Source organism: Boseongicola sp. (genome assembly GCA_014075275.1).
Classification (GTDB): domain Bacteria; phylum Pseudomonadota; class Alphaproteobacteria; order Rhodobacterales; family Rhodobacteraceae.
The window spans coordinates 445,741-470,238 of sequence record CP046179.1; the positions used below are offsets into that span (position 1 = coordinate 445,741).

Genomic DNA, 24,498 nt, shown 5'->3' on the forward strand with positions numbered 1-24,498 from the left:
GAAACTCTGGCAAAGTTAACGCGAAATTGGTAAGTCAGGATATGCCTAAAATAGACATGAAATTGCAGAAAAAATCACCCACAGGCGAACCAATTCGAGTGGCGGTCCTGCCAATTAGTGGATTTGCCCTGATGTCCTATGCTTGTGTAGTCGAACCGTTGCGCGCCGCTAATTTGCTTGCCAGGAGAAAACTTTTCGAAATATTTCATGTCGCTCCGGATGCGCTGGTTTCCAGTTCCGGTGCAGCGCAGATTGCCTGTTATCCTGATACTCACATAATGGACTCTGTTGATTTAAATTTTGTGATCGCCGGGGGCGATCCTTTCGCATTTCGAGAGGAAAACACCCTTGAATGGTTGCGTCGTTCCGCTCGACGGGGCGCGCTTGTCGGCGGTGTCTCAGGTGGACCTGTGATTCTGGCAAAAGCCGGCCTCATGAAGGATCGGCGCATGACAGTTCATTGGGAGCATGCCCCAGAGTTGATCGCCACATATCCAGATGCGTTGGTCGAGCGTCGCCTTTACGTCATAGATCGGGACAGAGTTACATGCGGCGGGGGCACAGCAGCACTAGATATGCAGCACGCATTGATTGCCGGGCATTATGGCGCAGACCTTGCTAGACAGGTTAGTGATTGGTTCCTGCACACCGACATCAGAGCCGCAGCCGCGCCCCAAAGGTCAGGCATTGCGGAAAGAATTGGCCATCAGCCCGCGCACGTCATCGACGCAGTGGCAGCAATGGAAGATCACATGGCAGATCCGCTGACGCTGACTCAACTGGCTCTTATGGCCGGAATTACGACACGCCAGCTCAATCGCCTGTTTAGGGACAATTTAGGAGCGACGGTCATGGCGTATTATCGTCAATTGCGTCTGAACCTTGCTCGAGATCTAACGACAAAGTCTGCGATGTCCGTCGCTTCCATCGCAGAAGTGACAGGATTTTCCACCACCGCACATTTTTCAAACCGCTACCGCGAGCAATTTGGAGTTCGTCCATTGGAAGATCGCAGGATCAATTCGCGCCCAGACCCTTTGGGCAGTCAAATCATCTGAAATGGCTTTGAAACAGTACTGACGGCAAATCCCAAATAGATTTACGTGTGGTTCGATCGTGGAGTCCCAACTCAAACCGATCCCAACGCTTCATCAAACTGCGTCCAAAACTCTGTCAGATCGACTACCTCGCCAAGAGCGTTGGCCCGGTCCATGGAAAGAGCACAAACACCGGCTTCTAACGCATCGACAAAGTTAAGAGGCAGTCCCGACGCGTCGCCTTTAACGAAGCTGAGAACGTCCTCTACCATTGCAGCGTCTGCGCCATAGTGATCTTTGTTCGAGCCTTCGGCGACTTTGGGTATGTCGACAAGCCGCGAGCCGCTATCTGCGTCTGTGACACGAAAATAGTCCCTGATGAAGTCACCTTCTGCCATGCCATTCGTACCGATGACGGCAAACCGCCGAAACTCGTCAGGCACATTCAGATTTGTATGAAAGGCCATCGTCGCGCCATTCTCGTACCGAACAAGCGAGCATTGATAGTCGACGATATCTCCTTGGCCGCTAAAGGCATCTTCGATTCCACCCCATCGCGGCGACATCTCTGATACATAATCCGGAGCCTTATCGGGTCTGTTTTCAGGAACGAATTTTTTCCGCCCTCCAAAACTTGAAATTTTGACGGGGCGGCACCCCATTACGCCTTGATAGAGATCCAGATCATGACAACATTTTTCAAGCATGAAGCCACCAGAGATCCTGCTGTCACGACGCCAATCTCGGACAAAGAATGAACCGTGGTAAGGGGCGATGTGCTCACTTGCTTCAATGGACATTATCTCGCCAAGATGACCATCGGACTGAGCAGATCGCAGTAATCTATAGAGCGGAGAATAACGCAGGACGAGCCCCACAATAAGTCGATCACGACCGTTGTTGGTGGCAGCGAGTCGCGCCAGTTCAAGAGTATCGGACATCGAAATAACCAAAGGTTTTTCGACGAATATGTGTGGAATGCTCGTTTCAAGCGCGAGCCGAAGGTGGTCAAGGTGCTGATTGTTGACCGACCCCACCATCAGCATGTCCAGTCGTTCTGCCTCAAGCATATCCTCAGCCGACCGGTAAACTTTTGGCGACTGCCCAAGTTCCTGAAGAACTTGAAGCCGGTCAGGACTTGGGTCAGCAATCGCGGAAAACTCCAACTCGGGGTCAGCCCGGCAAAATCTTGGTGCCAATGTCGCAATCCGTGCGCCAAGCCCGATTATCCCAACTTTCATTCGAGTATTCCCCTTCGTCTTCAGCATCTAACTTTTCTGGAACTCACAAAATCAGATAATTAATTTAGTTGAACAGAAAAAATGACAGTGTAATAGTCATTTTACTCAGAATCGGGGGGTTTTTTGACACCAAAGCTAAAAGAAACGGTGGATGAGCATGACTTAATCGCCCAGCTTGAGTCTGTTCTAAGTGAAGGGACGCGGAAATTTCGCGGTATCGCCGCCTCAGTTCTGAATGACCCGGAGGCGTTTATTCGCGGAAGCAATAGCGAGACTTGCGAGCGTCTCGATGCTTCTGAACCCACACTTATTCGGTTCTGTCAGGCTTTTGGCTATCGCGGCACCTCCGAGTTTCGAATTGATCTTGCGCTTGCGCACGCACGCGACAGACGAGGCCTTTCTGCAGTAGAGCCATTGCATCAGGACCGACGGTTGGTGAACGTTGCGCAGAAAATGGCGATCGCAGACGCAGCTGCTCAACGGGTTTCATCGGACCGACATCTGTTGATCGATAGCGGCTCGACGGCCGAGATCTTCGCCCGTGCATTATGTAACAGCCCAGGTAAGACCATAATGACGGCAAGTCTCATGGTGGCTCAAATATTGATGGATCAAGGACAGCATGACGTTTTGCTGACAGGCGGTCGCATTCGATCTGAAGCCCGCAGTCTAACAGGCCAGTTGATCCCGCAATCCCTGTCAGAGTTTCATTTTGATACCTTCGTCATGGGTGCAGACTGCGCAGATCCTGGCTCTGGATTAAGCACTTTCGACGAGGATGAGGCTGTTGTGACTCGCGCTCTGATGGGATCTGCGCGGCGCGTTAACGGATTGATGGATCAAAGCAAGTTTGGAGAGGCTCGTCTGCACAAGGTCTGTAAGTTTGATGCACTTGACTGCCTCATCACTGACCTTGCTGAAACAAGTCAAATAACTTCGGAATTGCGGCAGTCGGGTGCAAATGTTGTTCTTGTAAAACCAGCTCTTTCGGCAAGCCAATGAAGACCACCAACGCAGACCTCAAAGAGACGGCGACTTGGCGCGAGATACACCAACAGCCGCAAGTATGGGCGAACTGGGCGTCGGAACTCGAAGTGCAAGCCTTAGACATTTCCGCGTGGATTGACGACCGTCGGATAGAAGAGATTTGGTTTTCTGGTGCTGGCACTTCCGCTTTCATAGGCGATATTCTAAGTGCGGGCGCCTTCGCAAACCGCCGCTGCATATCTGTTCCCACTACTGATTTTGTTGCCGAACCTAGTTCCTGGCTTTCTCGTCAGGGACGCATTCTCAATATTCAATTCGGCCGTTCGGGCGACAGCTCAGAAACGGTTGGCATGCTCGATATCCTTGATACGCACCGGCCCGATATCGACCGGTTGCAGGTGACATGCAACGCGAATGGAGCGCTTGCATGTCACCTGCAACCCAACGAGCGAAATAAAAAATCTGATCTTGCCTGAGGCGACGCACGACGCTGGTTTCGCGATGACGTCCAGCTTTTCGACGATGGTGCTTTCCGCCTTGGCGGCTCTTGGTCGAATAGATGCGCGCACGACAATGATGCAAATGTCCAATGTGGCTGAAGATATTCTTGCAAATCAAATTCTTAACGAGTTTCCGAGACCAGAACGCGCAGTCTTTCTTGGCTGCGGCGCAATGAACGTGGCTGCCCGCGAAGCTGCGTTGAAAGTTCTGGAGCTCACTGCTGGGAAAACATTGACTTTGTGGGACAGCTCTTTGGGGTTTCGACATGGCCCCAAATCCGCAGTTACACGGAACACCCAGGTTTTTGTATTATTGCATCCCGACCCGCACACACGACAGTATGACCTCGATATCGCGATCGAGCTAAGACAACAATTTACGGATATCACAGTAACAACCATTGGGTTTGGCGGCGATATTCCGTTTTATGTAGATGGTGATCCTGCACTTTCCGCGCTGCTGTGCGTTTTGCCCGCACAAGTGATCGCGGCTCGATGGTCGGCCGAACTGGGTTTACCAGTCGATGACCCATTTCAGGGGCATGCCCTCAGTCGTGTAGTGTCCGGTGTCCGAATGTACGAATTGCCATGATACTGGGGGGCATAGATGTAGGGGGTACAGCGATAAAGGCCCGCATCTTCACAGGGGAAGGTTTCTTGCCGGGTGTTTCAAGGCGATGGGAGACACCCAAAGAAAGCTACCCGGCGCTTATTGAGCATATCGCCGAAGCAGTAGAGTGGTTGAGAATTCAAGCAGATCAAAGTGACCTGCCGATTGGGTTGGCACTTGCAGGTCTCATTGACTCCGAAACCGGCGAAAGTTTTGCAGCCAACACTCCTGCAACCGGTCAAACGGTTGTTCGCGATCTTACTCAACGAGTTGGAGTGCCGGTCCCGGTCATGAATGATTGCGCTGCATTCGCCTTGTCAGAAGCACAAGGTGGTGCAGGTCAAGGAGCGCGCTCGGTTGTTGGTCTGACATTCGGCACTGGCTTGGGTGCCGGGCATTGGGTTGGGGGAAAATCTGCGTTTCGACATGGCGGCGATTCAGTCGAAATTGGGCATATCGGCATATCGGCACAATTGGCAGCTTTCCATGAATTGCCGGGGTTAAAGTGTGGGTGCGGGCGAACTGGATGCTACGAGGCCTATCTGTCGTCGGCAGGTCTGTCTGCCTTAGGACGTCATATTCTTGGCCGGGACATCTCGCATAGCCAAATAATCGACGATCCCTCATCTGAGGAGGTTCTTTCCATCTGGTTCGAAGTTGTCGCGGAAGCCTTGCAGGTTCTCTATCTGATGCTTGCCCCTAACATCATTGTCCTTGGTGGCGGTGTGTCTCAGATGCCGGATTTTGTTATTCGGGCACGGAGCGCGTTGGCCCCACATGTATTGGGGTCTCTTCCACTCCCAAAAATTGCAATCTCGCGTTTTGGAAATGAATCCGGAGCGCGTGGCGCCGCTCTATACGCAGGAAGGATGAGCCGTGCTTGATGCAATCATCCACGATGTTCGCGCAAGGCGCGGCCCAGCTATTCCGTCAGTTTGCTCAGCGCACGCAGATGTCCTGGCGGCATCAATGATGCTGGCGGAAAATCTGGATCGCCCGCTTCTGATCGAAGCAACTTCCAATCAAGTCAATCACTTGGGCGGATACACCGGCCTAAGCCCATATCAATTCGTTGCGGACGTTCGACAACAGGCGAACGTCCTAAAATGTAACCCGGACCGGATTATTCTGGGGGGTGATCATCTTGGCCCGCAAGTCTGGAAAGCCATGCCAGCGTCAAAGGCAATGGCGCAGGCCAGCGAGATGATTATGGCTTACGCCGACGCAGGATTCTCAAAAATTCATCTCGATTGTTCGGAAGGATGTGCCGGCGAACCCGCTCAAGTGGATGACGTCACGGCGTCCAAACGCGCCGCTATGCTGGCACTTGTCGCTCAGGCTTATGCACCTCATCCTGATCGGCTCTCATATGTCATAGGCACCGAAGTCCCACCGCCGGGCGGTGCGCGGACTGACGACGAAGGCATTGTCGTGCCAACTTCGCCGGAAAGTGCTGCGGCCACATTGGCGGCACATGAAGACGCGTTTGTAGCAGCAGGCGCAGGTGAGGCGTTCGATAATGTGCGTGCCTTGGTCGTTCAACCGGGCCTGGAATTCGGAGCAGAGCGCGTTGATCACTTTGATATTGCCGGACCTGATCGTCTGAGTTCTGTTCTTGATGACCATCCAAGCCTCTGTTTCGAAGCGCATTCGACGGACTATCAACGCACAGAAGTTTACCCAGAACTGGCGCGACGCAATTTTGGCATTCTGAAAGTAGGGCCCGCGCTTACTTACGCGTGGCGCGAAGCCGCTTATGCTCTTTCCCATATTTCAAACTGGCTTGGGCACGAGGCCGAACTTCCAGAGGTGATGTCAAAGTTAATGGCAAGCGACCCCTCGGCCTGGAAGAAACACTACAGCGATGACTCTCAGCTTCTTTGGCATTTCGGCCTGGCGGACAGGGTCCGCTACTATTGGGCCAAGCCCGAAGCCTACAAAGCCGTTGAAGTATTGCACGACTTTCTGGAGAGTAAATCGCCTCCGCAATCTCTTTTGGAGCAATACCTTCCGCGCAAGACGATCGAGCGCGCGACAAACCTACCGTTCCCTTGGGGTAGGGCGGTGTTAATTGCCCATGTTCAAGAAGCGCTCTTGCCATACTTCGTTGACCAGCAATGTTGAGTGGCGTCGATCACCACCGTATGGACCGACGGATGATTGGTGTCACCGTGCTTGCCGGTCTCAGACCAACTTTTGTGGCGTCGGATGCTATGCCGATAAATATGAACGAGACACTTGCTCTGGAGCCCATCGACGAAGCGAAAGCGCTGGTCAATTCTGTTCAACACGAACGTCTGCCCATGTCACTTACCGATGCAATGTGCACCGACACATCGCAGGCGTTTTTTGGGACACCATCCCAGCATCCATCCGATGCTGGATTAGGCTCGCTAGTTTTCGACTGCAATTTCAGACCGATGGAGGTGCCAGCGTCCAACTGAGCGAAGCCGCCATGCATGGATCAAAATGATTCCGGGAATAATGTGTTTTTCCGGAAGAATTTTCGTGCGACCCGGAAGGCAAATAATCAGCGTCTGAAGCTTGCCCAAGGCAGCACACGAAGAGCTGCCGGTCTGTTGGGCACTCAATCACCAAAGTTGGAAAGCCGATGGTCCTCAGCCCGTCATTGAGCGCGGCACGACGTCCATCTCAATGGTGCGATTGCAGTAACACAATCTGTTCGACGCCTGCTGTGTTGGCTGCTAAAAATCAAATTTCTTTGATATTACGACCAATCCCTTAGAGAAGCTCCGTTGGCATCGACCATCAATGAATCTAGCTCCGCGGGGGCGTGAGTCTTGTGCTTTTTAGTCATTCCTTCCCGCCGGGCATGCGCGCCCACGAAGTCAATTTCTTAGAAGTTCTCGAGAAAGTAGTGGCTGTGGATCGCAGAATTCACCAACGCCTCGGAGTTACTTCATGATTCTATATTTTTTTGCGAGTCGCATCGTTATCATCTAAACAGAGATTATTTTTTGCATTTGTGTGATTTTCCGGAAGTATTTTATCATATCACATAAAGACACCATCGGACTTTTAGCCCAGCATATCTTTGATAAAAATAAAGGGAGGACTCTATGAAACTTCGGAAACGTCCGAATTTTACGTTCGGACTTACAACTGCACTTGTGTCTGCTGGCAGCATGGCTGTCGCAGACCCAATGCCGCCCGAGACAAGTTTGTCAGGGCTGCAATATGATCTAATTCAAAGGTCAGATATCTATACCCATCGTGCGCTGGATAACTACTCAGAAGCGCCGATGTTGTCAGCTCTGGTAGAGGCAGGAAAGCTGCCTCCCGTTGAAGAGCGTCTGCCAGAAGAACCTGTGGTATTCAAAACCGGTGCCATGGTTGACGGCATGGGCGAATACGGCGGTGTTTTTCGTCACGTGATCGGTGGTCGTCCAGAGGGATGGCACTGGATGGCTGGTCAGCACCAGGGATGGGGCGGCATCAATATGGCCGTTCAGGAGTGCCTTGTGCGCCAGGGCCCCCGTTGGCAGGTGGCTGCGGCAGATCAGACTGGTCCGCTTCCCAATCTCGCTCAAAGCTGGAGCTGGAACGGCGACAACACCGAGCTGACTCTCAATCTTATGAAGGGCGTAAAGTGGTCAGACGGCGATGCGTTTGATGCTGAAGATGTGCGCTTTTGGTTTGAAGACAATGTGCAGGACGATAACGTGTCCTCTCGCATGGCCAAAGACTCGTTTGGTGGCGGTGCAGACTTTTCGGTGCTCGACGACTACACCGTAAAATTCACTTTCGGTTCGTCGCAATCTGAAACCATCGTCGAAAGCCTGGCGTATATTCAGGGCTGCCCTGGACCAAGTCATGTGCTGAAGGACAAGCATCCAAAATATAACGGCGATGCGACATACGACAGCTATGCGCAGGCCCTGCCTAACGACATTGTGCCACCGGTTGTTCTTGGCGGTTGGATCCCTGTTGTACACCGCCCGGACGAAGTGGTGATCCTGCGACGCAATCCATTCTACTTTAAAGTGGACGAAAGCGGTCAGCAGCTGCCCTACTACAACGAGATGACCTTCCGTCTCTCGACCTGGGGCGACAGGACAGCACAGGCTGTTGCGGGAACAGGCGATTTCTCCAACATGGAAGATCCTGGTAACTATGTCGAGGCGCTCAAGCAGTCTCAGTCTGCTGATAGCCCGGTAAAAGCCAACTTTGGACCTCGGGTGCTGGCATGGCGTTTGACGCTGAACTTTGATGTCGCGGGCGCCGAAGATGACAACGATGCGGCCATGCGGAAACTCTTCCGCGAGAAAGACTTCCGCCTTGCTCTGAGCCACGCACTTGATCGCGATGCGATCAGTCAGGCCTTGGCACGTGGACCGTTCGGGTATCCCTACATGGGTGGTTTCGCCAGTGGGTCGCCGTATTACGATGCGGATTCGACTGACTACCATCCCTTTGATCAGGCACTGTCCAACGGTCTGCTTGATGGGGTTGGTGCGACCGACACGGATGGCAACGGCATACGCAATTTGCCAGGCGGTGGCGATGACATCGTGATCCCGACTGTTCTGTGGGGCGACGCAAATGCCGACCGCAAACAGCTCGAGGCCGTGACGTCTCAGTTGGCCGAAGTGGGTATCACGCTTCAGCCACGCAGCGTTGACCAGACAACAGCCGACACGTTGTTTACCGGTGGACAGTTCACCGCGATCTTCAGACGCGAGAACGTGATCTTACCTACGCGTGAAAGCTGTCGCACATGGCCTGCGGGAGACAACTGCCCGCACTTCAATGCCGGCGGCGATCGCCTGCCATTTGAAGCCGAGCTTGCTGATGCCTATGCCGCCTTTAATGCCAGCAGTGATGCGGCGGAGCAGGCTGAACTGGCAAAAACCATGCAACGTCTCGTGACGGAAAACGCCTATACAATCGGCGCAATCCAGATCCCGGCAGCACTTCTGGTTAACAAGCGTGTGAAAAACGCACACCCTGGAACGCCCGTATTCATGTATGAGTGGGCAGAGGATGGCGTTATCCGCGAACGGCTTTGGACAGCCAAAGACGACCAGATCGACGAGGTCCTCCCTGGAGAGATTGCAGAGTATTAATCTCAGCGCTTTTCGGAGAACGCGACCGCCCCTTCTGGGGCGGTCGCACCTTGCCTGAGACGGAGTGGTAATTTGGGCTTCTTGCGGTTCATCCTTGCGCGGATCATTGTCACGATACCGCTTTTGATCGGCATATCGATCGTCACGTTTCTTATTATGACTGCTGTGCCAGGCGATTTCGTAGATGGCTGGCAAGCCAGAACTTCTGCGCAAACCGGGCAGGATATCGCATCTCTCCAGCCGCAAGCCGACGCCATGAGAGAGCGTTTTGGTCTGAATGAACCCCTGCCAGTGCAATATCTAATTTGGATGAAGAACATCGTTTTGTCCGGAGATTTCGGACAGTCGTTTGTCCAAAACCGGCCCGTTACAGACGTAATCGAACTCCGGCTTTGGCGAACGATGGGACTGGCTGTTGTGACTCTGGTCCTGGGGCAGTCGCTTGGTGTCATGCTTGGCATCTACGCGGCAACCAACCAATATCGAATGGGCGATAATCTTGCGACGCTGTTCGCATTTGGCGGGATTGTCATTCCGCGTTTCGTACTTGCCTTGGTGCTTCTGTATTTCCTCGCCTTTGTCTGGCATTGGCCCTACATCGGCGCATTTTACTCACCCGAATACCAAGTCCAGGAAGGCATGAGCCTCGACAAGTTCTGGAACTTGCTCCTTCATGTCTGGCCCATCCTTGTTATCTCTATCTGGGGTGGTTCAGCCTATACGACACGCATGATGCGCGGCAACTTGCTGGACGTCATGAACGCTCAATACATTGAAACAGCCCGCGCAAAGGGATTGAGCCGGCGCAAAGTGTTGTTCCGCCATGCTGTGCCAAACGCATTGCATCCGGTCATCATGAACATGGGTGGACGCTTCGACTATATGATTAAGGGCGAAATCGAAATCGCGATTGTGCTTGGCATTCCGACGCTCGGACCACTGATCATTTCGTCGGTAACCGACCGCGACATGTATGTGATCGCAGCAATTTTCCTTCTGGTGGCGACACTTTTGATCATCGGCAATCTTCTTGCCGATATCGTGCTGGCATTGCTCGATCCGCGCGTCCGCCGTGCAACTGTGGCAGGGGGCTGACATGACAGATCATCCAAGCTCCTCTCCAAACGAGATGAATGCCGAAGCCGAAAGCCATGTTTCGCTGTCGTATTGGCAGCTAGTGCGCCGAAGGTTTCGCCGAAACAAATACGGCATGGCCGGTCTGATCGTGACGGTTCTGATCGTCGCAACCGCTTTGATGGCAGGGTTCATTGCGCCTTACGGCATCGAAACCAAGGATCGTGCGACAATTTACAGCCCGCCCCAGACAATTCGTATTTTCGACCAGGATGGAAGCCTGACGGCTCCCTTCGTTCTGGGTTACGAAGAATTAATGGATCCCAATACCTTCGAGATAACATTTGAACCATCTTTCGAGAAAAAGGTGCCGCTTAAACTTTTCGTCCAGGGGGATCCCTACGATCTATTTGGACTGAAGCTGAACACGCGACTTTTAGGCGCCGAGGACGGCGGGTTTGTTCACCTTCTGGGAACTGACGGTTTGGGCCGTGATGTGTTTAGTCGAACTGTCTACGGCTCTCGCATCACACTTCTGATGGGCATTTTAGTAATGGGAACTGCCTGCATCATCGGAACCATTGTCGGCGTGACTTCCGGATACTTCGGCGGTCGCGTCGATACATTGATCCAGCGAACAATCGAATTTGTTAAGTCGTTTCCGGATTTGCCACTCTATCTGGCACTGGTCGCGGTCTTACCAAGACGAGCCGATCCCATCATGATATTCATTATGTTCGCCGGTGTGATCGTCTTACTTAAATGGGCGGATCTCGCGCGCGAATTGCGCGGCAAAGTAATCGCGATCCGCTCTGTCGAATTTGTTCGATCCGCAGTGGCAGTCGGTGCAAGCGATCGACGCATTATTCTTCGGCACGTGGTTCCGAATATGTCTTCCCACATCATTGTCTGGGCGACATATGTCCTTCCCGAAGTTATCTTATTGGAGAGTTTCCTATCTTTCCTCGGCGTTGGCATACAACAACCTCTTGTCTCCTGGGGCGTGATGCTAAATTCCTTCCGCGATTTCCAATCCCTCGCTGCTGCGCCCTGGTTGTTGTCACCTGTCGCCATGATCGTCTTGTCGGTGCTGGCCTTCAACGCCTTAGGCGACGGTATGCGCGACGCAATGGATCCATATGCAAATGACTGAGCCACTTCTCTCAATTAAAGACGTGGCCGTTTCATTTCGAACAGCTGTTGGAATGGTCGAGGCCGTTAAGAACGTTAGCTACGACGTGAACCGTCGCGAAACTCTTGCCGTGGTCGGTGAAAGCGGCTCGGGCAAGTCAGTTACAGCGCGTGCCATCATGGGCATGCTCGCACCCAACGCAATTGTCGGCCAGGACTCTGAGGTCACTTTCGATGGCGAGGACCTGACAAAATACTCAGAACTAGAGATGCAGAGTCTGCGTGGACGACGTATTTCGATGATCTTTCAAGAGCCTTTAACCAGTCTGAATCCCGTCTATCGGGTCGGTGATCAGGTCGGTGAAATCATCAAGTCACACCGCGATATCGATAAAGCCGCCTTGAAAGAAGAAGTCATCAGGTTACTCACAGAAGTACAACTGCCCGAACCAGAAACCCGATATAATCAATACCCGCACGAGCTGTCCGGCGGCCAGCGCCAGCGGATCATGATTGCGATGGCTCTCGCAAATAACCCCGATCTTCTGATTGCGGACGAGCCGACGACAGCGCTGGATGTCACCGTTCAGGCCGAGATCTTATCGCTTCTCAAGCAATTGCAACAAAAGCATGAAATGGCCGTAATCCTGATCACTCACGACCTGACAGTTGTTAGCCGTGTGTCAGATCGCGTTGTTGTCATGCGGCACGGTGAAGTGGTGGAACGCGGGTACACAAAAGAGGTATTCGAGAACCCTCAACATCCCTACACACAGCACTTGATTGCAAGCGAGCCCAAAGGTTCGCCGGACCCAGTGTCCGAAACAGCGGAACCGGTGCTCATTGGTCGCAATTTGGGTGTTACTTTCAATATCAAATCTGGCGGATTCTTTAACCCGCAGTGGATGGAACTCCACGCGGTTGACGATGTCTCCGCCTTGATCAACGAAGGCGAGACTTTAGGTGTCGTTGGCGAAAGTGGATCGGGAAAGACCACGTTTGCCATGTCTCTGATCAGATTGGGTGAGTATCAGCGCGGCGAGATTGAATTTAAGGGAACACGTATCGAAACTCTTAACCGTCGCGCGCTTCGGCCATTCCGGACCCGCATGCAGGTTGTGTTTCAAGATCCGTTTTCATCGCTAAACCCGCGCATGATCGTTCGGCAAATCTTGGAAGAAGGTCTGATCGTCAATGGTATCGGAAATCGCCAGGAACGCGATAAAATCGTAAGGCAGGCACTGACCGATGTTCAGATGCCACACGCAGCTCTTGAACGCTTCCCACATGAATTCTCTGGCGGTCAACGACAGCGCATTGCAATTGCGCGGGCCATTGCATTGAACCCGGAGTTCATTCTGCTGGATGAACCCACATCCGCTTTAGATCTTTCGATTCAGGCGCAAATCATCGATCTGTTGCGGGATTTAAGGCGCAAGCACGGCCTGAGTTACCTCTTCATCAGTCATGACCTGAAAGTCGTTAAAGCACTTTGCCATAAGGTGATCGTCATGCAGCATGGCAAAGTTGTCGAGGCGGGACCGACTGCTCAAGTGCTTGAAACTCCCTCGACGCCTTACACAAAAAGGCTGGTTGATGCGGCATTCAAAGTTGTCGCGTGATTTTCAGGAGTAGTTGGCCCGAAGTGCAGAAACTTGTTTGCAAAAGCTGCGCTATTCTGGCTGCATATTCGAACTAAGTAAGGCGACGAGCTGATGACAAATTCTCCAAAAGTTACATTCATTGGCGCAGGATCAACCGTTTTCATGCGGAATATAGTCGGCGACATACTGCAGCGTCCGGCACTAAGGGATGCGCATATTTCGCTGATGGATATTAATCCTGTGCGGTTGGAGCAATCTGTCAGAGTCGCAGAGCGGATGATATCGACACTTGGTGTTGGCGCCAAAGTGACGTCGCACACCGACCGGCGCACGGCTCTTGAAGGATCACATTTCGTCGTCGTGGTATTTCAGATCGGTGGTTATGATCCGTGCACGATTACCGACTTTGAGATCCCCAAGAAATACGGACTGCGTCAAACAATTGCCGATACGCTTGGTATTGGCGGCATCATGCGAGGCATTCGTACGGTGCCTCATCTTTGGTCAATCTGCGAAGATATCTTGGACGTTTGCCCAGACGCCACGATGTTGCAGTATGTGAACCCGATGGCCATAAACACTTGGGCCATCGCTCGCAAATATCCCGAAATCAAACAGGTTGGACTTTGCCATTCCGTGCAGGGCACAGCGGCGGAGCTAGCCAAAGACTTGGACATACCGATATCGGAAATTCGCTACGAATGTGCAGGTATCAACCACGTAGCATTCATGCTGAAATACGAACGTCAAATGCCCGACGGAAGCCGTCAGGACCTGTACCCGGCATTGCGCACCGCATATAAGGAAGGCCGTGCGCCCAAACCGAACACGCACAACCCCAGATGCCCAAATTACGTCCGCTACGAGATGATGAACAGGCTCGGCTACTTTCTGACCGAAAGCTCCGAACACTTCTCGGAATATGTCCCTTGGTTCATCAAAGAGGGTCGTAAAGATATTCTCGACCAGTTCCAAATTCCGTTGGATGAATATCCCAAGCGATGCATTGAACAGATCGAGCGGTGGGAAGAACAGCGCCGAGACCTGGAAACCAATTCAAATTGGGAGCCGATCGAAAGCCATGAATATGCGTCCGAGATTGTGAACTCGATCTGGACCGGTGCGCCCTCGGTTGTGCACGGAAACCTCATCAACAACGGGCTCATATCGAATTTGCCCCAAGGATGTGCAGTCGAAGTTGCCTGCCTTGTCGATGGCAATGGCATTCAGCCAACCGCCGTTGGCGATCTTCCACCTCAACTTGCAGCCGTTATGCAATCGAATGTCTCCGTACAGGGGCTGGTGGTCGAAGCGCTGATGACAGAAAACCCGGAATACATTTATCATGCGGCCATGATGGACCCGCACACCGCCGCCGAACTGGACCTCAAACAGATTTGGTCAATGGTCGACGAGTTGCGCGCAGCGCACGGTGATTGGCTGCCTTCATGGGCGCGCTCTGCTGCAAAGGTTGCCGCAATCTGATGGAGCCAGCCGCCAGGCACATAGCAGTTGTCGGAGGCGGCACAGCGGGATGGTTGGCAGCCCTTGTCCTAAGGCGGAATTTTCCGGATAGCACCAAATCCCCGCTGCGTATTTCGGTCGTCGAGTCACCAAACATACCGACAGTCGGGGTGGGCGAGGGGTCTACATCTGTTTTTCGCCATGTGCTCATGGATCTTGGCATCGACGAAGAAGAGTTTCTGCGCGAGACCGGAGCGACCATCAAGTTCGGTATCAAGCACGACGGATGGCGCGCGGACAAGGGCACGTATTATGGCCCAATAGATGACCCAAGTGCACTTGTGCCGCCGCCCGATGGATCACATCGGCCATGGCTCCAAACCGCTCAGTTGGCATCCGGCAAACCAGTTGCTGACATTCATCTTTTCACCTGGCTGATGCAGCGCAAAAAGTCTCCTTTCTTTAGAAATGCGGGCGGCTCAATGCACCCAGTCAGCCCATTCCATCACGCCTATCATTTTGATCAAGCCAGATTGGGACGGTTTCTTGCGACCAAAGCAAAGGGAATCGACCACATACTTGCGGAAGTGCAAGGTATTGACCGCAATGGTGAAAATGGCCAGATCACACACCTCCTTTTGCAAGATGCCGAGGCGTTGCCAGTGGACCTTGTCATAGATTGCACAGGGTTTAGACGAGCTATCATTGGTCAGTTGGGAGCGCGCTGGCACTCCTATTCTGATTTCCTACCGCTCAATAAAGCGATGCCATTTTGGCTGGATCACTCCGCGAATGATGAAATTGCGCCGTACACTTTGGCCAAAGCCATGGATGCTGGCTGGATGTGGCAAATTCCAACACAGGACCGGATCGGATGCGGATATGTCTTCAGTGACGCACATATATCACCCGACGAAGCTACGCGTGAACTTCAGTCAATAATCAGCAACAAAGTTGAGTCGCGCGGCCTTATCACAATCGATCCTGGTCGGCTTGAAAGCACATGGATCAAAAATTGCATTGCCGTTGGGCTGGCGCAAAGTTTTCTTGAACCCTTGGAAGCGACTTCGATCCACGGAACGTTGGTGCAATTGCTGATCCTGTGCCGCCTCGACTTATCGAAGTTGGTAGGCAATTCGGCCACTGAAAAAATTCGCGAAAACTACAGTCACACCGTTGCGTCGCAAGTCGATGATTTTGCGCAGTTTATCCACTTGCACTACGCGGACGGGCGACAAGATACAGCGTTCTGGAAATCTGTTGCTCAGAAAGGCCCCACCGATCAGGGCCGTAAAAAACTCGCGATCTGGCAATCCGAACCCATTGACCGCACTCACTTTTCAGCGTTTCCGGCAGACCTGCCCCATGTTCAAGAGCAGCTCTATCTCCCGGTTATGGACGGTCTATCTCTATTGCCACGTGCGGCCTCAAAGAAAGCTTTGGCTGGCGACGCAGGTATTCGAAGTGCCGCCCGGAAAACAATTTCAGAATTGGTGCCGGAATTCAGAAAAGCTTCCACAAAAGCCATTGGCCACCGTGAGTACCTTGAGGCGATTGCAGCGACCTAAGTGGCAATCTCAATCTGAACGGGATTGGTCCCTTGATCATAACCGGTCGCAATGGTTCACGTTCGCAACGCAAACGACCAGCGTCACAGCGCCAGTCTATTAATCACCAGTAGTATTAGAAAGTGGTAGCCCGTAGGGGAATCGAACCCCTCTTTCCAGGTTGAAAACCTGGCGTCCTAACCGATAGACGAACGGGCCAGCGCCGTGGCGGGTAATTAGGCGAGCGAGAGGCAGAGAGCAAGAGGCTTTTTAGAGTTTTTTTCAGCCGTTCTAATGCGCGAAATTGCATCGCAAATGTTAGATAATTCCGGTGGGCGACCACAATGAGCAAACTTGATAGGCTGACTCGAACGCTGTTCCCTCATGCAGGTGCCGCGTCATCCAGGCGCAACTGAGGCGTCTGCCGTCCACCCCAATGGTTGACGTCCAGCCGCCCGGCCAGATGAAAACGCGCGCCTCCGTGGTTGACTATTGCTGTGCCCATCTCGGTGTCAAAGGCACCGAAGGCGATGGCATCCAAACGTGCGCCCAAGCCATCCCCAAATGTCAGCTTCAGATGGCCGGTTCCGACTTGACGCGTATGCAGGATAGCGACATCCGGAAATGCGAATCTGGGAGCAGGTGCGCCTTGGCCGAACGGACCTGCCGACTCGATCTGATTGATCAGATCGACCGTCGCAGCGCCGGGCATCAGGGTCGCATCGATTTTCAGATCGCGCGGTCCGCTTGCGGCTGATCCTTGCTGGGCCAGTAATTCAGAGAGTCTATCCATCGCGGCCTCTAATTTATCCTCGGCCACGGTTAAACCCGCGGCCATCCGATGACCGCCCCCTTTCAGAAGTAGCCCTTCAGCCGTCAGTTTCTGCACGGCGTGTCCAAGATCCACCCCCGATACAGACCGCCCGGACCCTTTGCCTTCGCCATTCGACAAACCGATGACAACAGCCGGCCGGTTGCTGGCCTCTTTCAAGCGCGCCGCAACAATTCCGACAATGCCAGGATGCCAGTCTTTGCCCGCTGCCCAAACCAATGGGGCATCCAGACCGCGCTCTTCCGCCTGTGCAATGGCGGCATCCCGCACAGCATCCTCAATTTCGCGCCGCTCGCGGTTCAACTCGTCCAGCCGTTCCGCCAATGATCGGGCTTCGTCGGGATCTACAGCTGACAGGCACCGCGCCCCGATATCCGCGCGGCCAACGCGCCCACCGGCATTAACTCGTGGCCCGATAATAAACCCCAGATGGTAAGAGCTTGGCGGCGAGTTTATCCCCGCAACATCGGCAAGGGCTGCCAGCCCAACGCGAGACCGTCGCGCCATGACTTTCAGGCCCTGACGCACCAAAGCCCGGTTGACACCCACCAACGGCGCAACGTCAGCCACAGTCGCCAAAGCCACCAAATCCAACATCGACATCAAATCCGGTGTTTGATGTCCGCCATCCTTCAACCGTCGGTTTGCTTCAACCAGCACCAGAAATACAACAGCAGCGGCACATAGATGCGCCAACTCACCGCTTTCGTCCTGGCGGTTTGGATTCACAACTGCCACAGCATCCGGCAATGTCTCTCCGCCCAGATGGTGGTCAAGAATGACGACCTCTGCCTCAGAGGCCGCGGCAATAGCCTCAAAACTCAACGTGCCGCAGTCGACGCAAATGATCAGATCGTGCGACTGCGACAGTTCCGACATTGCTTTCGGGTTCGGGCCGTAACCTTCGTCTATCCGGTCCGGTACATAGAGCGTTGCGTCGTGTTTCAATTGCCGCAGCCAATCCAGAATTAACGCGGCGGAACTGCCCCCATCCACATCATAATCGGCAAAAACGGCGATCTTTTCGCGTTTTCTTACTGCCGCGATCAGCCGTTCAGCCGCTGCTGCCATATCCTTCAGGCCCATCGGGTCCGGCAAAAGGTCACGCAGGGCAGGGGCCAGAAATCGCTCGGCATCGCCGGGCGCAACCCCACGAGAAGCCAGAATACGGCTCACTGGTTTTGGCAGCCCGGTTTGCTGTTCCATAGCCTCTGCCAGACGAACAGCATTGGCGTCCGGCCCGGTCCAACGACGCCCGGATAGAGAGGCTTCAACGTTCAGAAATGCTTTTTCGCTGGATGACATCGAAAGGCGTTCAGCCTCAGATCGGATGTCGGTAGTTCATCCGACGCACCGATCCGGTCTTGGACCGCATCAAGATGGTCTCCGCCGTTAAAATGCCGGGTTCACGCTTGATGCCGGGCAAGATGGACCCGTCTGTCACCCCGGTTGCGGCGAAAATAACATCGCCGGTCACCATGTCGTCGCGGGTATAGACCCGGTCCATATTTGAGATGCCGGCTTTGCGCGCTCGCGCTTTTTCGTCGTCATTTCGGAACACAAGTTTGCCGAACATCTGTCCCCCCATGCATTTCAATGCAGCGGCAGCCAGAACACCTTCAGGGGCACCGCCTGATCCCATATACATGTCGATCCCTGTCGATGGCTCGGCACAGTGGATTACTCCGGCGACATCTCCATCGGTAATCAGACGTATTGCAGCGCCGGTAGTGCGGATCTCTGCAATCATATCTTCGTGGCGCGGGCGCTCCAAAACGCAAACAGTGATGTCTTCGGTTGAACACCCTTTGGCAGCAGCCAATGCCGAAACACGCTCGGCCGGTGACATGTCCATGGTAACTACGCCACGACGGTAGCCCGGCCCAATTGCCAGCTTATCCATGTAGGTATCCGGCGCGTGCAGCATGGTGCCACGTGGACCCATGGCAATGACCGCCAATGCGTTAGGCATATCTTTGGCGGTTAGCGTCGTGCCTTCCAGCGGATCCAAAGCAATATCCACTTCAGGTCCAGAACCGGAACCGACTTCCTCGCCAATGTATAGCATAGGCGCCTCATCCCGCTCGCCTTCCCCGATGACAACAACTCCCTTGATATCGAGGCTGTTCAACTGGGTGCGCATCGCATCCACTGCGGCCTGATCCGCGGCCTTTTCATCGCCGCGCCCAATCATCTTTGCGGAAGCAAGGGCGGCAGCCTCGGAAACCCGGGCAAGACCAAGAGAAAGCATTCTGTCGTGAAATTCGGGGGCGTCAGCCATTTGGCAACTCCTTTGGGGGCGTTTTAACCCGTCCTATCGGGCAGGGTGCAATGGGGCAAGGGCACTTGGGGCATGTTAGCGGGCACAGTGTGACGCAGGGACGGCTTTTGTTGTTTCGCGGGCCGGGCTGGAGCGTTATACGGGCTTTCGGAGCACTTTCCGAGGGAACTCTCAGTATGGCGAATGTGGTGGTTGTCGGCGCGCAATGGGGCGACGAAGGCAAAGGCAAGATCGTGGATTGGTTGAGCGAACGCGCAGACGTGATTGCGCGCTTTCAGGGCGGACACAACGCCGGGCATACTCTGGTTATCGACGGTGAGGTCTACAAGCTTCACGCTTTGCCGTCGGGGGTTGTCCGTGGGGGCAAACTTTCGGTCATCGGCAATGGTGTGGTCCTGGACCCCTGGCATCTGATTAAAGAGATCGAGACCATCCGTGCCCAGGGCGTTGAAATATCGCCCGAGACCCTGATGATCGCCGAGAATACACCCCTGATCCTGCCGCTTCATGGTGAATTGGATCGTGCCAGGGAATCACAGAATTCAGTCGCGCGCATCGGCACGACGGGACGCGGAATTGGTCCCGCTTACGAAGACAAAGTTGGTCGGCGTGTTGTGCGCGTCGCTGACCTGGCAGACGAAGCTACTCTGGAAACGCGCGTCGGCCGGTTGTTGGTGCACCACGACGCACTGCGCCGCGGGCTGGGTCTGGAAGCCATTGATCGCGATGGCCTGATTGCCGCCCTGAAAGAAATTGCGCCGCAAATATTGCCCTACGCCGCACCTGTCTGGAAAATTTTGAATGAACGTCGCCGCGCCGGGCAGCGTATTCTGTTCGAAGGTGCGCAGGGCGTTCTTTTGGACGTTGATTTTGGAACCTATCCATTCGTGACGTCTTCGAATGTAATCTCCGGTCAGGCAGCCACCGGCACTGGCATCGGGCCGGGCGCAATCGACTTCGTTCTCGGTATCGTCAAAGCCTACACCACCCGCGTTGGCGAGGGGCCGTTTCCGACCGAACTTTTCGACGATGATGGCCAACGCCTGGGCGAGCGCGGACACGAGTTTGGAACAACAACAGGGCGCAAACGTCGTTGCGGATGGTTTGATGCCGTTCTGGTTCGACAGACCTGCGCGACATCCGGGGTCAACGGCATCTCGCTGACAAAGCTGGATGTGTTGGACGGTTTTGACGAACTGAAAATCTGCGTTGCCTATGATCTGGACGGCGAACGCCTGGACTATCTGCCGACTGCCGCCGATAAGCAGGCCCGGGTAAAGCCGATCTATGAGACGATGAAGGGTTGGTCCGAAAGCACTGCTGGTGCACGGAGTTGGGCCGACCTGCCCGGCGAGGCCGTCAAATATGTGCGCCGCATCGAGGAACTGATCAATTGCCCCGTGGCAATGGTGTCGACGTCGCCCGAGCGCGAAGATACTATTCTGGTAACCGATCCCTTTGCGGATTGATCGCTGAAAGGGAGCAAGGCCATGGCATTATCCTGGAAAGCCCGTCGCCGCTGGTCGCTGGTGATCTTGTTGATTGGTCTGCCAATCTATGTGGTTGTGGCCATTAGCATCGTGAACATGTTGGATCGCCCGCCTATATGGTTGGAATTTATCCTTTATGTGGTTTTGGGCGTGGCCTGGATATTGCCTTTGAAGCCCATATTTCTTGGGATCGGCAAGCCCGACCCGGATGCGCAGTCAAAAGACGATAACTAGAGTAATCTGGCGGAGCGCCCTTCGGGCGCACGACATTTTTGGCTGGGGCGCTGCCCCAGACCCCGAAGTATTTTGGGACAGAAGAAGTCAGAAAGTCACTGACAAAGGTGATGCACGACCCGTTTCAGGAAGTCTTCGCAAGCCGCAAGCTGCTGCAATGTGATGAATTCGTCCGGCTGATGCGCCTGGGCGATATTGCCGGGTCCACAAACGACGGTCGAATATCCCGCATTCTGGAAATGCCCGGCCTCAGTGGCATAGCTGACAACATGGGTGCCGTTGTCGCCCGTCAGTTTCCGGGTCAGTTCTTCCGCTGCGCCATTGGTCTCAGGTTTCAGGGCCGGGACACCGAAATGCGGGACGACTTCGATGCCGGTGTCTGTGTGCACGTTTTGCATCTCGGACTGGATGGCCGCGACTTCTTCGATGAACTCGGCCTTCAATGCGTCGGGGTCGTCGCTGGGCACAAAACGAAAATCCAGACTGAAGCGACAATCCTTGGCTGTGATGTTTGCAGCTGTGCCGCCTGAAATGGTGCCGACATGAACGGTCGTCCAGGGCGGCTCGAATGCGGCGGCAACAGGGTTTGGGTCAAGTGAACCAAGTCTGGCATTGGTGCGATTGGCCCAATCGATCAGACGTGCGCCTTCCATGATTGCATTGACACCCCGATGCATCAGGGATGAATGCATTTCGTATCCTTTGACATGGACCCGGTATCCATCGTTGCCTTTGTGGCCAGTGACTACTTTCATCATCGAAGGTTCGCCAACGATGGCGATGGCGGCCTTGGGCAGAACCTTTGCCATTGCCTGAACTAAGGGAGCGGCGATCGCGCATCCGATTTCTTCATCATAACTCAAGGCGATTTGAAGCGGGCGCTGCAGGGGTGCCTCTTTCGCGCGAACCAATGCCTCTATCGCCAGAGCGTCGAACCCCTTCATATCACAAGCGCCGCGGCCGTGCAGTTTGCCATCGCGTTCTGTCAGCGTCCAAGGATCGTTGCTCCACGACTGACCGTCCACCGGCACCACATCCGTGTGCCCGGAAAGGACAATGCCGCCCAATTCATCTGGCCCGACCTGGGCAAATAATGCAGATTTTGTGCCATCGTCGCTGGGCAGACGATGTGACTTGATACCCTGGTCTTCGAGATAACCCTGAACCCAATCAACCAGCTCCAGGTTTGAATCGCGGCTAACGGTTTTAAAAGAAACAAGTTTTTCTAGGATTTGCCGGGAAGACAGGGGCATTTTCGGTCCGATTGTCATAATCGTCTGCACGCTAGGGCACCAGGGGAAGGCCTGTCAAACGGCCCGTCTGGTTCCTAGTGAGATTTCAATCGAATGCGCCGTACCACCAGATAAACTGCTCCGGCAACCAACGGTGTCAACGCAGCACCCAGCCAGCCTTTGCTCATCCCAAAAGCCGTTGCAGCAGGGTAAAACACATAGATCAAAAGGTTCACGGCATAGTAGCTGATTGCAACCACCGACAGCCCCTCGACTGTGCGCTGCAACCGCAACTGAACGTCAGCGCGGTGATCCATACTTTCCAAAAGGCGCTGGTTTTGGGCAGATCGCTCGACATCGACACTCGTGCGCAAGAGTTCCCCGGCGCGAGTGGCCCTGTCAGCGAGGGCGTGCAGGCGGTTTTGGGTCGACTTGACTGTGCGCATGGCCGGGTCAAACCGGCGCATCATGAATTCTGAAAAGGTCTGTTTTTCGCCAAAACGTTCCTCATGAAGAATATCAATCCGCTGATTGACCAAAGCGCCGTAGGCGCCCGTGGCCCCAAACCGGAATTGTGAGTTGGCCAGCAGGCTTTCCAGTCGGGTCGAGACCTTTAAAAGAGCCTTTAGTGTTTCTTCAGGCTCGGCCTCGTCCTGGCTCATGTCCACCATCAGTTCATTCAATCGCCCGTCAATGGCACCCATGTTGCGCTCCAGTTGACCGCAACGGGCATGCCCGAGCATCGACATGGTTTTGTAGGTCTCAATCTCGCATAAGCGCTGGACAATCCTTCCAATACGCCGATTGCCCGTGCCGGGGCGAACAAACACAGCAAAACGCGAGTGGCCGGCGGCATCCAGTCGGAAATCACTTGCGACAACAGCGCTTTGGTCCAGGACATAACTTGCCGCGAGGCTTTCAGGAACAAACCAATCTTCAAGTTTGGCAGCGATAGAGTCACAATCAGTTTCAAGCTCGACACGCATCAAGATCGACACCATGCGCACTCCCGGGGCTTTCTCCAGCCATTCTTTCGGAAATGTATCGAATGTCGTGCCGCCAAAAGGAATGTCATTCACGCCGCTGCCGAAGATCGTGTAGGTCACAAATTCGGTATGGCTTTCCCATTTGACAAAATGCTTGCCGATTGCCCCAAAGTAATGTGTCGCATCAGGTTTGGGATGTGGTGCCCCATAGTGGTCCAAAAGTTCAGTCAAATGAGCGACGTCGGCGGTGCGATCGCGCGCAGCAGCGTCCATTTCGGGCTTGATCGCCAGAAACGCTGCACTGCTGGGGGCGTCAATAACCGGGAATGGACGGGCATGAAGCTCGTTCACCAGTTGTTTTCGCAATGTATGGTCCGCAATATTTTGCATCAGGCGACTCGGCAGCTCAGGCGGAACCTACGCAATTCGACGAGATTGTAAACAATTTAATTGTTCTAAATCAGCAACTTAAATGTCCACCATAGTATACAAATTCTACGTCTTCGGGTCTGTGAAATTTTGATTGACTTTTTCACGCAAGTATCGTGAAAAATAGATAGAAAATTTCACATCGGTCGGAGTGCCAGTGACTTACGTTGCCCCACCCAACAGCCTAGGCCGCGACCTTCGCGCTCTGCGCAAGTCGCGCGGCAAAACCTTGATGGATGTCGCCGCTGCCGTGGAAAGGTCGGTGGGTTGGCTCAGCCAGGTCGAACGGGACATGTCCGAACCAACAATGGAAGAGATCAAAACCCTTGCTGCCGTCCTGAACGTTTCGGTCTCGACGTTCTTTGGCCGTGCCCCGGCTCCTGCTGGGGAAGAGGGAATTGTTGTGCGCAAGAATGCACGGCGTCCGATCGGAAAAAAGGCCGAGGGGCTGCTGGAAGAGCTGCTTTCTCCTGACCTCACCGACGATTTCGAGGTTGTGCATTCCACCTTTGCGCCCGGTGCTGAAAGAAGCGATCCGATCACCCGCCCGACGCAGGAACTTGGCGTGATCATTTCGGGCCACCTTGAAGTTACCATCGACGGTAAAACGCACGCTTTAAACCCCGGCGACAGCTTCCGCGTGCGCGGCGAGCCTTTGCGCTGGGCGAACAGAACAAATGAACCATGTGTTGCGATCTGGGTGATCGCACCGCCGGTCTACTGATCCGGCGA

Annotated in this window: 19 protein-coding genes, 1 tRNA gene and 1 pseudogene; 15 read left to right on the forward strand and 6 right to left on the reverse strand. The window is 54.0% G+C overall.

Going from position 1 to position 24,498, the window contains the following annotated elements; genetic code table 11:
* Window positions 1-56: 56 nt before the first annotated feature.
* A complete protein-coding gene (locus GKR98_02305; GenBank protein ID QMU57138.1) occupies window positions 57-1,058 on the forward strand; it encodes a helix-turn-helix domain-containing protein in 1,002 nt (333 codons plus the stop codon).
* 71 nt (window positions 1,059-1,129) lie between these two features.
* On the opposite strand, the gene GKR98_02310 is transcribed toward GKR98_02305, so the two are convergent.
* Entirely contained in the window at window positions 1,130-2,278 is a 1,149-nt protein-coding gene (locus tag GKR98_02310) for a gfo/Idh/MocA family oxidoreductase (protein ID QMU57139.1), read from the reverse strand.
* A 147-nt stretch (window positions 2,279-2,425) separates the two neighbouring features.
* Here GKR98_02310 and GKR98_02315 point away from each other — a divergent pair, with 147 nt between their 5' ends.
* The 11 genes and pseudogenes from GKR98_02315 to GKR98_02365 all read left to right on the forward strand — a co-directional run bounded on the left by GKR98_02315 (window position 2,426) and on the right by GKR98_02365 (window position 16,303).
* Window positions 2,426-3,280, forward strand: a complete 855-nt coding sequence (locus tag GKR98_02315) for a transcriptional regulator (GenBank protein ID QMU59940.1) — start codon at window positions 2,426-2,428, stop codon at window positions 3,278-3,280.
* Window positions 3,277-4,357, forward strand: a pseudogene (locus tag GKR98_02320) (SIS domain-containing protein). The gene GKR98_02315 and the pseudogene GKR98_02320 overlap by 4 nt, the downstream one beginning before the upstream one ends.
* A complete protein-coding gene (locus GKR98_02325) occupies window positions 4,354-5,259 on the forward strand; it encodes an ROK family protein (protein QMU57140.1) in 906 nt (301 codons plus the stop codon). Before GKR98_02320 ends, GKR98_02325 begins: the two are co-directional and overlap by 4 nt.
* Window positions 5,252-6,499, forward strand: coding sequence for a tagatose-6-phosphate kinase (locus tag GKR98_02330; protein QMU57141.1), 1,248 nt, complete (start codon window positions 5,252-5,254; stop codon window positions 6,497-6,499). The genes GKR98_02325 and GKR98_02330 overlap by 8 nt, the downstream gene beginning before the upstream one ends.
* Complete coding sequence (locus tag GKR98_02335) at window positions 6,493-6,819, forward strand: hypothetical protein (protein QMU57142.1); 327 nt, start codon at window positions 6,493-6,495, stop codon at window positions 6,817-6,819. The genes GKR98_02330 and GKR98_02335 overlap by 7 nt, the downstream gene beginning before the upstream one ends.
* Window positions 6,820-7,455: 636 nt before the next feature.
* On the forward strand, window positions 7,456-9,462 hold the full coding sequence (locus tag GKR98_02340; GenBank protein ID QMU57143.1) for an alpha-galactoside ABC transporter substrate-binding protein: 2,007 nt from the start codon (window positions 7,456-7,458) through the stop codon (window positions 9,460-9,462).
* Between the two features lie 72 nt (window positions 9,463-9,534).
* The gene (locus GKR98_02345; protein QMU57144.1) at window positions 9,535-10,557 is read left to right on the forward strand and encodes an ABC transporter permease subunit; all 1,023 of its coding nucleotides are present in this window, start codon (window positions 9,535-9,537) and stop codon (window positions 10,555-10,557) included.
* A gap of 1 nt (window position 10,558) precedes the next feature.
* On the forward strand, window positions 10,559-11,689 hold the full coding sequence (locus GKR98_02350) for an ABC transporter permease subunit (GenBank protein QMU57145.1): 1,131 nt from the start codon (window positions 10,559-10,561) through the stop codon (window positions 11,687-11,689).
* On the forward strand, window positions 11,676-13,289 hold the full coding sequence (locus tag GKR98_02355; GenBank protein ID QMU57146.1) for a dipeptide ABC transporter ATP-binding protein: 1,614 nt from the start codon (window positions 11,676-11,678) through the stop codon (window positions 13,287-13,289). Before GKR98_02350 ends, GKR98_02355 begins: the two co-directional genes overlap by 14 nt.
* Before the next feature lie 93 nt (window positions 13,290-13,382).
* Window positions 13,383-14,756 carry an alpha-galactosidase gene (gene melA / locus GKR98_02360; GenBank protein QMU57147.1) on the forward strand — a complete coding sequence of 458 codons (1,374 nt, stop codon included), beginning with the start codon at window positions 13,383-13,385 and terminating at the stop codon, window positions 14,754-14,756.
* Window positions 14,720-16,303, forward strand: coding sequence for a hypothetical protein (locus GKR98_02365; GenBank protein ID QMU57148.1), 1,584 nt, complete (start codon window positions 14,720-14,722; stop codon window positions 16,301-16,303). Before melA ends, GKR98_02365 begins: the two co-directional genes overlap by 37 nt.
* A 123-nt stretch (window positions 16,304-16,426) precedes the next feature.
* Here GKR98_02365 and GKR98_02370 read toward each other — a convergent pair.
* From GKR98_02370 to glpX, 3 genes are all read right to left on the reverse strand, one after another.
* Window positions 16,427-16,501, reverse strand: a tRNA-Glu gene (locus tag GKR98_02370).
* A gap of 163 nt (window positions 16,502-16,664) precedes the next feature.
* On the reverse strand, window positions 16,665-18,419 hold the full coding sequence (gene recJ, locus GKR98_02375; GenBank protein QMU57149.1) for a single-stranded-DNA-specific exonuclease RecJ: 1,755 nt from the start codon (window positions 18,417-18,419) through the stop codon (window positions 16,665-16,667).
* Between the two features lie 16 nt (window positions 18,420-18,435).
* Window positions 18,436-19,395 carry a class II fructose-bisphosphatase gene (glpX, locus tag GKR98_02380; protein ID QMU57150.1) on the reverse strand — a complete coding sequence of 320 codons (960 nt, stop codon included), beginning with the start codon at window positions 19,393-19,395 and terminating at the stop codon, window positions 18,436-18,438.
* 176 nt (window positions 19,396-19,571) lie between these two features.
* On the opposite strand from glpX, the gene GKR98_02385 reads away from it, so the two are divergent.
* Both GKR98_02385 and GKR98_02390 read left to right on the forward strand, forming a co-directional pair.
* Window positions 19,572-20,864, forward strand: coding sequence for an adenylosuccinate synthase (locus GKR98_02385; protein QMU57151.1), 1,293 nt, complete (start codon window positions 19,572-19,574; stop codon window positions 20,862-20,864).
* A gap of 21 nt (window positions 20,865-20,885) precedes the next feature.
* Window positions 20,886-21,119, forward strand: a complete 234-nt coding sequence (locus GKR98_02390; GenBank protein QMU57152.1) for a DUF2842 domain-containing protein — start codon at window positions 20,886-20,888, stop codon at window positions 21,117-21,119.
* 95 nt (window positions 21,120-21,214) lie between these two features.
* Here GKR98_02390 and argE read toward each other — a convergent pair whose 3' ends face one another.
* Complete coding sequence (gene argE / locus GKR98_02395; GenBank protein ID QMU57153.1) at window positions 21,215-22,372, reverse strand: acetylornithine deacetylase; 1,158 nt, start codon at window positions 22,370-22,372, stop codon at window positions 21,215-21,217.
* 74 nt (window positions 22,373-22,446) lie between these two features.
* Complete coding sequence (locus GKR98_02400; GenBank protein QMU57154.1) at window positions 22,447-23,727, reverse strand: DUF3422 family protein; 1,281 nt, start codon at window positions 23,725-23,727, stop codon at window positions 22,447-22,449.
* Between the two features lie 196 nt (window positions 23,728-23,923).
* Here GKR98_02400 and GKR98_02405 point away from each other — a divergent pair, with 196 nt between their 5' ends.
* Window positions 23,924-24,490 carry a cupin domain-containing protein gene (locus tag GKR98_02405; GenBank protein ID QMU57155.1) on the forward strand — a complete coding sequence of 189 codons (567 nt, stop codon included), beginning with the start codon at window positions 23,924-23,926 and terminating at the stop codon, window positions 24,488-24,490.
* Window positions 24,491-24,498 lie beyond the last annotated feature (8 nt).

Coding starts and splice junctions, on each gene's coding strand:
- GKR98_02325 (QMU57140.1), top strand. CDS start 4,354: ATGATACTGGGGGGCATAGATGTAGGGGGTACAGCGATAAAGGCCCGC.
- GKR98_02305 (QMU57138.1), top strand. CDS start 57: ATGAAATTGCAGAAAAAATCACCCACAGGCGAACCAATTCGAGTGGCG.
- GKR98_02335 (QMU57142.1), top strand. CDS start 6,493: ATGTTGAGTGGCGTCGATCACCACCGTATGGACCGACGGATGATTGGT.
- recJ (QMU57149.1), bottom strand. CDS start 18,419: ATGTCATCCAGCGAAAAAGCATTTCTGAACGTTGAAGCCTCTCTATCC.
- GKR98_02355 (QMU57146.1), top strand. CDS start 11,676: ATGCAAATGACTGAGCCACTTCTCTCAATTAAAGACGTGGCCGTTTCA.
- GKR98_02340 (QMU57143.1), top strand. CDS start 7,456: ATGAAACTTCGGAAACGTCCGAATTTTACGTTCGGACTTACAACTGCA.
- GKR98_02385 (QMU57151.1), top strand. CDS start 19,572: ATGGCGAATGTGGTGGTTGTCGGCGCGCAATGGGGCGACGAAGGCAAA.
- argE (QMU57153.1), bottom strand. CDS start 22,372: ATGCCCCTGTCTTCCCGGCAAATCCTAGAAAAACTTGTTTCTTTTAAA.
- GKR98_02350 (QMU57145.1), top strand. CDS start 10,559: ATGACAGATCATCCAAGCTCCTCTCCAAACGAGATGAATGCCGAAGCC.
- GKR98_02365 (QMU57148.1), top strand. CDS start 14,720: ATGGGCGCGCTCTGCTGCAAAGGTTGCCGCAATCTGATGGAGCCAGCC.
- glpX (QMU57150.1), bottom strand. CDS start 19,395: ATGGCTGACGCCCCCGAATTTCACGACAGAATGCTTTCTCTTGGTCTT.
- melA (QMU57147.1), top strand. CDS start 13,383: ATGACAAATTCTCCAAAAGTTACATTCATTGGCGCAGGATCAACCGTT.
- GKR98_02390 (QMU57152.1), top strand. CDS start 20,886: ATGGCATTATCCTGGAAAGCCCGTCGCCGCTGGTCGCTGGTGATCTTG.
- GKR98_02400 (QMU57154.1), bottom strand. CDS start 23,727: ATGCAAAATATTGCGGACCATACATTGCGAAAACAACTGGTGAACGAG.
- GKR98_02310 (QMU57139.1), bottom strand. CDS start 2,278: ATGAAAGTTGGGATAATCGGGCTTGGCGCACGGATTGCGACATTGGCA.